The organism is Pseudooceanicola atlanticus (genome assembly GCF_000768315.1).
Taxonomy (GTDB): Bacteria; Pseudomonadota; Alphaproteobacteria; order Rhodobacterales; family Rhodobacteraceae; genus Pseudooceanicola; species Pseudooceanicola atlanticus.
Window position 1 is genome coordinate 1 of the sequence record NZ_AQQX01000022.1, and the last position, 14113, is coordinate 14113.

The 14113-nt window shown below is 52.1% G+C and carries 7 protein-coding genes; all 7 read left to right on the forward strand.

The features are described from left to right. Window positions 1-82: 82 nt before the first annotated feature. The 7 genes from ATO9_RS24965 (at window position 83) to ATO9_RS24060 (ending at window position 14076) form a co-directional block, all read left to right on the forward strand. Window positions 83-3253, forward strand: coding sequence for a calcium-binding protein (locus tag ATO9_RS24965; RefSeq protein ID WP_052418522.1), 3171 nt, complete (start codon window positions 83-85; stop codon window positions 3251-3253). A gap of 182 nt (window positions 3254-3435) precedes the next feature. Then, window positions 3436-7044 (forward strand): glycosyltransferase family 2 protein, encoded by a 3609-nt coding sequence (locus ATO9_RS21670; protein WP_043754494.1) that lies wholly within the window; start codon window positions 3436-3438, stop codon window positions 7042-7044. 1 nt (window position 7045) lies between these two features. Beyond that, complete coding sequence (locus ATO9_RS21675) at window positions 7046-7831, forward strand: glycosyltransferase (RefSeq protein ID WP_043754495.1); 786 nt, start codon at window positions 7046-7048, stop codon at window positions 7829-7831. Between the two features lie 46 nt (window positions 7832-7877). After that, entirely contained in the window at window positions 7878-9704 is a 1827-nt protein-coding gene (locus ATO9_RS21680; protein ID WP_043754497.1) for a glycosyltransferase, read from the forward strand. 113 nt (window positions 9705-9817) lie between these two features. Beyond that, complete coding sequence (locus ATO9_RS24050; protein WP_156127939.1) at window positions 9818-12307, forward strand: heparinase II/III domain-containing protein; 2490 nt, start codon at window positions 9818-9820, stop codon at window positions 12305-12307. Between the two features lie 144 nt (window positions 12308-12451). Further along, a complete protein-coding gene (locus ATO9_RS24055) occupies window positions 12452-13258 on the forward strand; it encodes a CatB-related O-acetyltransferase (RefSeq protein WP_081979712.1) in 807 nt (268 codons plus the stop codon). Window positions 13259-13323: 65 nt separating this feature from the next. Beyond that, window positions 13324-14076, forward strand: a complete 753-nt coding sequence (locus ATO9_RS24060; protein ID WP_081979713.1) for an SDR family NAD(P)-dependent oxidoreductase — start codon at window positions 13324-13326, stop codon at window positions 14074-14076. Window positions 14077-14113: the final 37 nt, after the last annotated feature.

The following is a 14113-nucleotide window of genomic DNA, read 5'->3' on the forward strand; positions in this document are numbered from 1 at the left end:
AGGGCTGAATATTGTCTTGGAAAACGTTCAAGCAAATCAGCTGAATGGTGCTGACTTCTTATTCCAGGGACAGGACCCTCGCGTGTACAACGTGCAGGCGGGTACAACCAATGCCCAGCTTCAGCAATTGTTTGACGGCGCCATTCCCGACGCAATCATCAATATTTCAGCCGGCACCTACAGCATCACTGAAACACTTGAGATCAGCCGCGGCGACATCACAGTGAAAGGCGCCGGAGAAGGCGAGACGATCTTCCGCACGGACATCGGTATCGACAATCCAGGACCGACCATTCTGGTGCACCCGGAAAGCCTACAGGATCGATACGGGCAGATCGGTTTGACCATGGCAGAGGGTTCGAACCAACTGCAATTGCCGGACGTGGATGCGCTGCGTACGGCCAACCCAGCACTGGAGTTCGATGATTTCAAAGTCGGCGATCTGGTCTTCCTGTTCCAGGAAAACGACGACGCTTACCTCGAAGCCTCCGGAAACCTGAATAATCCAGACGGTCTAGCGGACTGGAACGCCCCGCAGACCGACCCTGCAGACCCGACGTCGGCGGAGCTATATTATCTTCGTGAGTTCCGGTCTCGGATTGTCTCGATTGACGAGAACGGGGTTGCGACGCTTGCGGAGGTTGCGCCCTACACGTTCGAGGCGGGCAAGGCGAATATTGCGAAGAACACCTTCCTTGAGAACGTGCACCTGTCGGATTTCTCGATCCAGGGGAATTTCGAAGACGATGCCGGCGGGGCCCCCGATCCGTTCTATTTCGAGGACACGATCCCCGAATGGGTGTCGATCGCGGCGCTGGAATTCGACGGGGTGCGCGACAGTTCGATGGAGCGGATCACGATCACCGATCCGGCAGCCCATGCCTTCAAGTGGCAGCGCGCCCACGAGACCACGGCCGATGCGCTGACCGCGGTCGGGGCCCATAACAAGTCGGGCTCCTCGGGCTATCACTTCCTGTTCCAGGAAAGCTTTGCCAACGACTTCACCAACCTGTCGTCGACGGATGCCCGCCACGCGGTGCTGTTCTCCTCCTACAATGCGGAGCATTACAACACCCTGCACATGCTATACACGAACCGGGACATCAACTTCCACGGGTCCCCGGATGACGAGAACACCATCGTCATCGACGTGAACGAGCAGGATTACCCGGTCGGGTCCTCGCCGCAATGGCAGGCGGTCCATCCGGGCGTGCGCGGCCTGCACCCGCTGTCGGACATCGAAGGCAACGACGTCACCTTCAAATATGCCCGCTCCGGCGACCGGTCCGACCGGATCGTCGCCCATGAGGATGGCGGCAATATCGCGATGCGTGACGGGTCCGACCTCGGCCTGGGCCAGGGCGGCAATGACACGATGAACGGCGATGACGGCAACGACACGCTGCAGGGCTATGGCGGCGACGACAAGCTGAACGGCGGCGAAGGCAAGGACACCCTGGCCGGCGGCGTCGGCAACGACACCCTGCGCGGCGGCAATGACAACGACCTGCTGGTCGGCGGGTCGGGCGATGACGTGATCAATGGCGGCGCCAATGGCGACGACCTCTATGGCGGCGCCGGCAGCGACACGTTCCTGCGCCTCTTCGAGGACTTCACCGACACGATCTACGACTTCGAGGCCGGGGTCGGCGGCGATGTGATCCGGATCCGCGGCTCTGCCTATACCGCCTTCTCGCAGCTCAATCTGCGCCAGGTCGGGGCGGACGTGATCGTCGATTTCGGCCCCACTGGCTATACCGAGCTCAAGGGGGTCCAGCTGGCCGATCTTGTCTCGGCGAACTTCGCCTTCGAAGGCGACAATGCCCCGGGCCAGACGATCGAGATGCGGGCGACGCAGCTCTTTGCCGTGGGCACCGACAAGGGGGATATCTTCACGGCCAGCCGGGCCCATGTGGACAGCCCCGACTTCAAAGTTCTGGGCGGCACGGGCTTCGACGTGATCAAGATCTCCCAGAGTTCGCTGAATGCCAACCTCGGCGAGATCGGAACCTTCACCGGGATCGAGGGCTTCGACGTCTCCGGCATCGAGACGCTCGGCCTCGTGGTCGAGAACCCGCTGGTGTCGCAATCCAACAGCTCCAAGCTCTATATCGACGTGGGCGATCCCTCCGCCGGGAACCCGGTGCTGCTGGATGTGGGCCCACTGGGCCGGGGCAAGAACGTGTTCATCGACGGCTCGCGTGAGGTGCAGCTGACCGGTGGTCGCGAGCATACGGTGAAATCCGATGACGATGTCGGCACCAATATCGTCGGCGACGTGCTGCGCGACATCATCTATGGCGGTCGCGCCAATGACTCGATCCTCGGCGGGGATGGCAATGACGTGCTGTTCGGGTCTGCCGGTGATGACACGCTGCAGGGCCAGGGCGGCAATGACACGCTCAACGGTGGTCCGGGCTCGGACCTGCTGATCATCGACGATGCCGGTGACCGGGTCGCGGAAAGCAATCGTTGGGACGGCCATGACACGGTCCAGGCCAGCGTCGACTTCCGCATGGGGCGCGCGCATATCGAGGATCTGGTGCTGACAGGCGATGCAATCCTCGGCGCCGGCAACGGCCTGCGCAACGTGATCACCGGCAACGACCAGAACAACATCCTGGACGGCGGCAAGAACGTCGACACGCTGGTGGGCGGGGATGGCAACGACACCTACCTGCTGCGGGCGCCCGGCGACAACGCCGTGGAGCTGGAAGGCGGCGGCATCGATACGGTCCGGGCCTTCCGCTCGATCCAGCTCGATGCGAACGTGGAGAACCTCTATATCCAGACCCTGCGCAACGATGCGGGCGAAGGGGTGCCGGGGGTGAACGGCATCGGCAACGAGCTGAACAACACGATCGTGGGCAACCCGTTCGACAACTCGATCATCGGTCGCGAAGGCCGCGACACGCTACGCGGTCAGGCCGGGGCGGACAGCTTCGTCTTCGACCGGGCGCTGGCGCCGGACAACGTCGACCGGATCATCGACTTCAACGTCAACGAAGCCGATGAAGGCGATAAGCTGATGATGAAGCAGACGGTCTTTGCCGGCGTGGTGAAGGGCATCCTGTCGACCGACGCCTTCGTCGCCGGCACGGCAGCGCTCGACGCGGATGACCGGTTCATCTTCGACCAGACCTCGGGCCAACTGTGGTTCGATATCGACGGCACCGGCGCGCAGGATCAGCAGCTCATCGCAACCTTCGAGCAGAACGCCCTCGTCACCGCCAGCGACATCGAGCTCTTCTGAGCAAGGCAGACACCGAAAAATTACCCGCCCCCGGTCGAAATACCGGGGGCGACGTTTTTTGAGGCTGCCCGCGCAACCCGCGGTCATGGCAAACAATCGCCCTCTGTGGCGAGACGGTTCTGGTCTTGAAAGGCTTTGGCAAATATGGTTGCCAAAGGGTAGATTGTAATCGGAACCCCATTATGAACTCAGACTATTCCCCGGCGTTCCTGGAGCGGATTGCCTCCTATCCCGCGAATATCCAGACCCTTTTGCAAACCGAACTCGACACCGAGCTGCTGCAGGAATTTCTCTCCGTGCTGCACGCGCAGGACAGTGTGGAACCCGAACGTTTCGACGCGCTGATGGCCCGTCAGCCGCTGGTCGATGCGATGCTGACCAAGCTGATGCTGTCACGCAAATTCGACCAAGTCCTCGCAGGGTTCCTAGCGGTTCTTGAAAACGGCGATCCAGCCCAGTGCAGTACGCAGATTGACGTGTTCTTCCGTCCCCTGGCCGATCCCGAGCGCCCCTATCGCTACAAACTGGACGAAGTCATCCACAGCCCTGCCGGAAACAAGGATGGCAAGCGCAACCTGCACATTTTGCAGGAACTGATCGACTTCAATGACAGGGTTGCCGCCTACCCGAACACTCTGCGTGACATTCTGCGGCGAGAGATACTGCTAGCGGGCACCCCGGAAGGCACGCCGTTCCTGTCCTGCCTGATGGCCGCTTTCGGCGGCCCCGGGAACTTCAGGGGACAGGCCGCACTGCCGCCCGGCTTCACGGTCACCGCTGGCGCCCATTTCGTCCGCACAATCCTGCCCATCACAGAGCTTGAACCGGACCCTAGGGATATCGAGACCCTCAAGGCCATCGCACGGGAGCGCTCGAACACATCGAATGTAGTCAGGCTTTATCCACCGGCTCCTCTCACCGCCGTCCTTACCAGCAGCCAAACCGATACGACGAAAGCGTTCTGGAACGCGCTTAAGGAAGATGGACTACTCGACGAGGTTATCACCCGGGCGACGTACCGCAAGCGCGATGCCGAAAATCGCCCTCCCGCCATCATCGAAGTCCCGGCACATGTTGATCTATCCCCTTTGCTTCTGGCCTATCTGTGCTGTTCCGGCCTGGAGGACGACGTGCTCGACCTGCGTGTCAGCCTAACCGCCGACGACGGCCGCTGGGAGGACCAGATCCGGGGATATTCCGACCAGCCCAAAGGCGAACGGATCGGGCGTTTCAGAACTGGCCCGCAAAAGCCCGGCGTGACCAATGACTCGCTGGAGATCTTTCTCCTCGGCGAAGCGGCTGTCGAAGATGAAAACGGGCTGACCCCGACCCGTCATGTAGACATCGACAGCTGCTACGCCATTGTCCTGATGCGCAAGGGAACCCGACCTTCCGGTCCGCTTCTCAACCTCGACAATTGCGTGGTGTGCAGTGACATCGCCTCCCTCGTCGAAGAGTTTTCGGATGCCTCGGCCCGCGTGCTTCAGAAACCTGTCATCATCATCGGTCCCCAAACGCCACAGGAGCCGGAGCTTCTGGTTACAGCCGTACAGGCCTATTGGAGCTATTCCGGCTTCTACCCCGTAACCCATGCGGAAGTGACCTATGATGGAGAGAGCGAACGTTTTGCCGTCATCCCGGCGCAAGCCCCTACACTTTCCGGTTTGACACTTACGGACCTGACAACGCTGCCTCTGTCCAGACTGTTGGGAATGAGCAACGCAGATCGGGTGCGAGCCGAAGAATCCGGCATCATGCTGGTCAGGGAGGCCCTGGCAATTTGCGAGCCACGCGCCGGCACAATGACGGACAACCAAGTCGAAAGTCTCAATCGGAGTACGAATTTGGTTGAGCTCACGAACGAGGATCGTGAAGCCATTTTCCTTGGCAGTCTTCTTGACCATGATACTTTGTCGAATTTGTCACCAATCGCCCATTGGCCCGTGGCCCGCCTGCTGAACCATGCGATGGAGAGAGTGCGGCATAGCCAGACCTTGCTACGAGAGTTCGACACCACACCATCGACAAGAGCTGCGAATGGTATTTTGTTCAGCTATGAGCAGATTGCAGATATCCCACACATGATCGCCCCGACCGATCGCTTCGCCCTGGAGCTTTCGGCGAGGCCCGGCATGATCCTGAAGCTTGATGACGCTGCGCTCAGTTCTTTCCTGAAGATCGCGCGGACCACCCCATCGATGGACCGGATTGCCGCCAACCTCGCGGTCTGCTCTTCCCAGATATGTCGTGGGAACCGGAACCATATCATCCCGCTGTTCGAATTTCTGGCATGTGGCCTACCAGCTCCTGCGCTCCAATCCGCGCTGGCTTTTGCCGCCGCGGACAATGGCCTAAACAAGCGTGCCCGTTACCGGGTCGCCGAATGCATGAGGCGCTATGGCACGACGGATCTGCAGCTGCAATTTCTTGTCCAGCTGCACGAAAGCGGCTCTGATCTTCTGGGCGAGGCGGATTTCCTGCGGATGTTCCAGAAACTGCTTTCTGTCGACACACGGACGGTATTGAGCAACCTGATCGGCCAGAAGGTCGTCGACCTGATCGCTTCGACCCTGGACTTCAAGGACACGTTCAAGACTGCCTTGGCTTCCGGGGATCGGGACAAGATGATCGCCATGATGACCGATCCGAAGCAGGTCAAGAACGTAGAATTCATCAAGTGGATGGATTCTTTGCGCAGCCACTCCAACGAATTGTACGAAGCCCGCCTGCCCGTCGGGACGGCCGTGCTGCCGCAATTGTCCAGCATTTATGGCAACAAGCTGATGGGCGCGGTCTTCTCGGATGTCGAATTGCTGGAAGAGCTCCGGACATCCGGCCTGCTGGAGGATGGTAACGATCTGAGCTTGATCAGCCGTAACATCCTGCGCGACAACGGCCCGCTGAACGCCTTTCTTGCCGATCATTTCGAGGGGAGCAATGTCGCCCCCTTGATGATTGAAGGCGAAACTACCGAGGCCGTCTTTGCCAATGCCGCGCAAGCCACCTCCGGGCTGGCACGATCGAATGAAGGGCCGCGGGTCAGCGTCATCATTTCGGCCTACAATGCTGATCTCGCCTTGTTGAAGCTTTCTCTCTCCTCAGCGTTGAACCAGACACATTCCAACGTCGAGGTCTTTGTCGTCGACGATGCGAGCGAGCCTGAAAACTCAGCCGCGATCAAGGCCGCTGTCGAGGAGCACGAGGCAGTCACCTATATCCGACTGGATAATAACTCCGGCCCTTATGTTGGCCGCAACCTGGCGATCGAACGCGCCACGGGAGAGTTCATTGCCATTCAGGATGCTGACGATTGGTCGCATCCGGCACGGTTCGCACAGCAACTCGCCGCCTTTGCCGAAAGCGAGATCACTCAGCTCGTCACCGTACCCCATATCCGCATAGACCTTTATGGTCGAATTCAGATGGAGGCACAGTTCTCCATACTTGGGGATGGTCCGATGACCTCAATGTTCCGAAAGTCTGTTTTCGACACGGTCGGAGATTTCGCCAGTGTCCGCTCCCGCGGCGACGTAGAAATGCGCGAAAGGATCCGTGGATATTACGGCAGCCACACCATGAAGGAGCTGGACCTGCCGATGATGCTCTGCTTTGCCGGATCGCAGACATTGTCCCAGAAAACCAAGAGCGAAAAGCACGAATTCCTGCAGCTCTTCCGGTCCAACATCAGCAATCGTCGTCCAACGGGGGCCTTGCGCCGCAGTGGGCAGCCACTAGGCCCGGATCGCTCCATTGCCGTCCCCCTGCCCCTGCGTCCGACCGAGGCTTTTTAAGATGAAGAATTACGGCACCATCGACATTTCGATGACCTCCATGAGCTCGCGGATGCATACTATCTGCCAGACGCTCCGTTCCCTGCTCAACCAGAGCTACGATGATCTCAAGATCCATCTCTATCTCTCTCGCGAACCCTACCTTCTGGACAAGGGCGTGCCCGAACTGCCCACCGACTTAGTGGAACTGCAGCAAAGCGCCGAAGGACGGCTTGAGGTGGATTATTGTCCCAACTGGGGCCCGTACAGAAAGCTGCTTCCTTACCTGCGCAACCAATGGGGACAGTCCCGCCTGGTCGTCACGGTCGATGACGATACGATCTATCCCGAAACATGGCTACAGGGCCTAGTGAATGCCTACGACACATATCGTTGCGTGATCGGGTATCGCGGCCACCGGATCAACGTCCGCGATGGCCAAATCATGCCCTATCGTAGCTGGATGCGTACCAAAATCGAAGAAAACCCCAGCCTGTACATCCTGCCCACGGGCAAAGACGGTATCCTGTACAATACGGCCTTCTTCCCTATCAACGTGCTGAATGTCGCCGATGCTGTCCGTATAGCACCCACAGTCGACGACCTATGGTTCCGCTGGCATCTGATCCATAACCGTGTTCCTGTGCATGTGATCAACGTCGATTACCGCCAAGGAACGTTCGAGGAAACCGACTACGACAGTTCCCTCTATCTCAACTTCAATAAGACCGGCGGAAACGACGTCGCAGTCGGGGAACTCCAGAGGTATTTCACATCTCGATACAAGTTCGACATAACCAACCCCTGAAGCCGACCAAACAAACAGAAAAACCATCAAGAAGTCCGATACTACCATGAACAAAACAAACCGCACACTGGACGCAATCGCGGACTACTTTGATGGCAGCAAGCAAAAATCGATCATCATGCTCGCCGATCGGAAATTCCTGCCAGGCGTTTTGATGACTCTAATGAGCGTGATCCACACCGGAAGCCTAAAAGGCGCATCCGTGGTAATCATGACAAGCGACCCAATCGTAAGAGACGACCAAATGGTGCAAAAAATTGCCCGTAAAGTCGTATTTTTCACCGACAAAGATGCAGAACGCTTTAGCACAATATCTAGAAAACACGTTCGAAAAGGCGAACGACATAGTCTTGTTGCAAAATACACAATATTCAAATTCTTCTTCTTTCAAAACATGGGACTAGGAGATCAGGTTTTCCTCGATTGTGACCTAATCATAACAAAGAATATTGATAATCTTGTTTCGAGAAAAGATATCCGACTTGCGGCAGCGCCAGCACTAAAACACTACGACGGAATGCTGAAGGACATCAAAACCTCAATTGACCAAGATATAAAAAGCGGAATCGAAGTAGTGAATTCTGGTTTCATGTATGCTTGCCAAGAGTTCCTGCCACACGATACGAAAATAGTGTCTGACCTAACAAAAATCGCTTCGGAAAACGAATTCCGTAAAGAACAGGAAATAGTCTCTGAAAATTTTGGCTCCGCAGACCAAACCTTCAGCCTGCCAGTCACTTATAACTTCCTGCGCAGCTACATGGAACGAATTGGAGAGGCAAAAACCAAGGAACTGGAAGACAGGACGTACATTGTCCATTATGTCAATGCCAAGCCCTGGGAGCGAACCGCCGATAGGATTGGATTTCCTGACAAATATTACTTTAACCTTCTAAAATGGGCCCAAATAAAATATATAGACGACTTCCAACAACTTTATGACCGGCTAGTCTCATTAACACAGGACACAGAACCCAAAACGGAGACAACCAACATATATCTCCATCTTGGTGCACACAAAACCGGGACAACATCGCTTCAATCCGCTCTGAAAAGAGCTCCAACAGCATTATTCCGGGACAAAACTGCCTATTTAGACAAAGGAAAGAAAAATTTTCGCGACATGATGTCGGGAAAAAAAAACTTGAACGACAGATGGATAGATGACTTCCTCACGCCAGAGAAAGAAGCAATCAAAAATATAATCGTCTCTGAAGAAGACATACTAGGCTTTTGCCAAATCACCGATCCGGTAAGGATATATTCGAATTTTGACGAAACAATAGATCGTCTCCAAAAAACCTTTGAAAAAAGACCCGCCACAAAAGTACTTTTTAGCATCCGAAACTACGCCGACTTTATACCTTCAGTCTACAGTCAGGAAGTAAAACGCGGCCGCATCAGCGCAACATTCGAAGAATATCTCTCTGAAAAGGTCGATTTGGAAAACATATCCTGGATGCCATGCATTGAAAGGTTGGCCAACACTTTTGGAGACAATATCTGTGTGTGGACGTACGAATACTACAGATCAAACCATCAACGTATTTATACGCTATTTGGTCTCAAATCGGAAGAAACATACAAAACATTAGACTTGCAACTTGCAGTTCATAATCCGTCACTATCGGAAACAGGAATCGCAGCCATGCGAGCCATAAATGGGCTAAAAATAGAAAAAGAGGAAAAGACTGAGATAGCCGCCTTAATATCCAAAAAGCTTGCTATAAGTGAAAAATACAAAAAGCCAAAATTTCTCACAGAATCGCAAGCGGCGATATTAGACAAATCTTACAAAGCCGACCTAGGTCTAATAGAAAAACTTTCACAGTCCAAAGGCTTCAAGTTCCTAAATCACATACCAAAACAATAACAGTCACACAATAAAAGCAGACAAGCCATGAACGAAACAAAGTGTGATAACAGAAAAACGCACCATGCCAGAACAGCCAATATCAGATTTTTTAACTCCTAGGAGGCCGTGAAGTGCGTCATAATACATTCAAGAGCGAAGTTGAAATAGATTATGTCCTGAGAAAGTCAACCAACAAATCAAATATCCTGGTCGTATCCTTTCCAGGTGCAGGTGGAGACAGGTTTAGGGCTGACTCATTAGGCTTGGGTTACATGATGACTATCGGTCAATTTAATGTTAACGCCCTATACATAAAAAGCTCCCGGGAAGATTTTATAAACGCCTGGTTCGTCGGAACTGAAGGTGATTTCTCAATCGAACGCTCGATAATGGAACTAGTTGAATTTGCCTGCCAAGAAACAGGCTCAACACACTGTGTTGGAATTGGCTCTTCACTTGGCGGCAATACAGCATTGTACTATGGACTAAAATACAATTGGGATGTCATTGCTGGAGGAGCAAGAGCCCCAAAGAGTTGGTACGTTGGTCAACTAATACACGACATGATTCCAACGGCCTTAAGTCGCGGTTTCGATAAAAGAATATATATGTGTTGGGGGCGCGGTGAACCTATGTGGCGCAATAAGTCAGAAGCGCCATCTCTCATCAAAAGATTCGACGACGAAAAGGTTCCGTACACGATGGAACTTTTCAAATACTCAGTACATGCCAATATTTCAAAGGTTTTTCCGTCGATAATTAGAAGAGAATTAGGGAAAATTCTCGGCTACGAAGAGCAAGAAACGCTAGAAGAAAAAGAGGTCAGTGAAGCGGAAATCATCGGAGAGATTACTTCTTCACTGAAAAACCTCAAAATCTATGCCGATCAGCTCATTGATGTGAAACCAAATTATTCAATAAAAGGGTGTGTTAATCATGGCTCACTAGACCATGACGCAAATCTAAAGACATTTGTATATGCGACTCATGGGTACTATTGGCTGCCAGGACGCGACAAGCCACTGCGCGCAGATCAAGGCGAATTTTGGAAAACCATTGCCCCCAAAAGCCCACAGTTCGCTAATTCATTTCAGCACCAAACCGCCATATTAAATTTCTTTAAAGAAACAAAAAACGCGAAAGCAGTAGCATATCTTACGGAAACTATTTTAGAATTTCTTAATGACCCAGAAGCTCAAAAGTCCACAAACCGGAAACACAAAAGGTCTTGGACTAGCCAGCTCCGGAACGAGTTGTTAATCGATTTTGCCTGCACACTTCGTGGACCTGATCAAGAGCACTCCGACGAAGTAAAAGCCTGCCTTCGAAAGCTAGAACAAAAGATAGATTGGGAAAAAATTAAGATTCAAATTGTATCCGGCTTAAGGCGGTCTATACACTCCGAAATCCTGCTGTCTGAGGTTGAGGAAAACTATTCACGCTTGATATATATTGCGGAAATAGGAGAGTTCTTTCGGGACCATGTTGATTTCTACAATGCGGTATATGAGAAGGTATTGGAGGTGGCTGAAACAATCACAAACTACTACTTTGACGAAAATGGCCATTGTATCTATGAGCAAACAAACGGGCAGCACAATGCTGCGCCCCACCTAAACAGATTATTGAAGTTTGTTGAGAGAAACAACGAAAAACCCGGTCGGAAATTTCGTAAGCTATTGAAAAAAATGAGCGCGATTGAAAACGTACGTGCGCATCTGATTCGAGACGATGGGAGAACACCTAACCTAGGTCATTCAGATCGCAAAAAGGCAACAGGTCCGCGCTCCACTGGCGAATTATTGAATATTGGCTCAAATATTGCAGTGCTTTCGACGGATAGTGAATACATCACTATTGGAGGCGGCTCCAACATACACTCCCCTTTCCGACATTGCGATTTGCTATCGTTCACATTTAGGTATGATGGACGGCAACTAATTTGGGATGCTGGTGGAGGCACGGGGGAACTTGCCGATTATGCAAGGTCTGCTTTGGCTCATTCTGCTTTCATTTGCGATGAGGCGGACTATGTGACCCCAGATTACGCCGACTGGACTGTACTTGACGATGCAGTGTCCACGGATAATTACGCATTTATCTCTGGCAAACACTTCCTGATCGAAGGTGTATCAATGGCGCGGAAGTGGCTCTGGCTAAAACCTAATGTTTTGATAATCTACGATGAGGCACGAAGTAATAAGAATCATTTATATACCCAAAACTTTATAACTCCCAAGTGGAAATTTCGGGAGCCCACGAATGGCGTGGTTGAATTTCGTGACGGAAAAGGATGTACATTTCAGATATCGCAAGTTCCTAGAGATACAAAATTCCGAACAAAGACATATTTTGGAACGAACAAACTGAGCGCAACGGAAGGAGAACTTCGCGGCTCTAGAATAGATTCCTTCACACGCCCCCGGCAGATGACAAATATTGCGTTTGAGAAACATTCCTCGAATTGTGACTTTTTTACAATTCTGCAGGCTAGCACTGGGCGCGCTGATGAGGCCAAGCTAATTAATGTTGAGGTGACTGAAGGCTTTCTCAACATAAAAGCTTCAAGAAATGGCAAGATAATTGATATCAGTGAGAAAGTCGAACGTGAAGGACTTTGATTTGTTAAATATATCGTCGTCTGTCCGTCATGAACCGCTCAGCGTCGTTTATCAAGATCTCTCTCCGAAGCAGCTCCTCATACTAGATGAATTAACCATGGCTCGTTCACTGAAGAGTTTTTTCTGGTCGGACAGGAGGAAATAATGCTACATCACATAAGTGTCTCGAGCGCTCTTTTGGATTTCCTGGAAGAGAACCGTATTCTAATACTAAACTCGGAACTCACGAAAGATTCGTCAATTCAAATTGGCGAAACTATAAGCTTTAGCAAGAATGTCGAATTATTTCCTTACACTACTTTTCAGTATGGCGGGGCAACTCTATTTGACATGGGAGTATACAGTTATTCTAGGTCCTGCCTGGGCGGTGATTCTGGTCGGTCCAATCTACAAAACGTCAAGATAGGAAGGTATTGCTCGATTGCAGACAATGTTCGTATTTTTCAGGCAGATCATGATCTGCAAAAGTTCTCAACTAGTACCTATTTGTACGCAATGCCCTCGTTCCGCCGCGAAGGTTACATCGTAAAGCAACGTACAAAAGAACGCTCGAAATCTATAAAGTTGTCTCGAATGAGTCAAAATACCAGTCCGCCAGTGATTATTGGAAACGATGTTTGGATTGGAAGCCATGTAGCTTTGAGACCAGGTATCGAAATTGGTGACGGAGCTTGTATAGCTACCGGCTCTGTAGTCACAAAGAATGTACCTCCCTACGCTGTCGTGGGCGGCGTTCCTGCGAAAGTCATCAAGTACCGCTTTGACAAGCAAATAGTTGACGAACTCCTCGACATAAAATGGTGGAATTACGACTTTCTAGATTTCGATTTGTCCGCCAACGACCGGATAGAGGTGTTTATTGAAAAGATTAAGCACCAAATCGAGAATGGAAGATTGAGTCACTGGCTGCCCGGGCCAATCACTTCAAAACACCTGCTTGAATTTATTTAAGCCCAAGAAGCTTTATGTTTGAGTATTTTCGTGTATCTTCTTTCTAGCAAAAAAAGGAACAGTCAATGCTTCAAGGAAAAAATGCGGTTGTTACGGGCGCTCGAACCGGCATCGGTCGGGCGACAGTGGAGAAATTTGCTGAATTTGGAGCTAATATTTGGGCTTGTGCAAGGCAACCAGATGCAGCATTTGAATCGGACATGAAGAATATATCCCATAGATACGGTATCTGGATCGAAACCGTTTTCTTCGACTTTGCCGATAAATCTCAAATTGAAGCAGGGGCAAAAGAAATACTGAGCGCCAAGCGTCCTGTAGATATTCTAGTAAACAATGCCGCCATAAACCAAACAGAACTATTTATGAAAGCAAGCATAGATAACATTGAACATTTGTTTGCGGTAGATTTTTTTGGCCCACTCCTATTCACTCAAAAGCTGGCGAAACGTATGATGCGTGGAAAGGCATCCAGCATCGTGAATATTTCTTCTCTACGGGGCTTGCAGCCGGCACCTGGGCGCCTAGCCTACTCATCAGCAAAATCCGCTCTAAAGACAGCTACAGAAACACTCGCCCTAGAACTGGCGAGTTCGGGGGTTCGCGTCAATGCTGTAGCTCCCGGACAAATTGGATCAGAGCGTATGATGGAAGAACTAAAAGAGAGAAAAACCAGTATTAACAACGCACTAGGTAGATTTGGCACGTCGGCAGAAGTCGCCGAAGTTATTCTGTTCTTGGCCAGTGACATGTCAAGCTATATGACCGGCGAGACGATTCCCGTTACCGGCGGCAGGGGCACGGACTTCACCAGTTCTTGACCCCCGACTTGTGCTAACATGGGTCATTCGTAACACG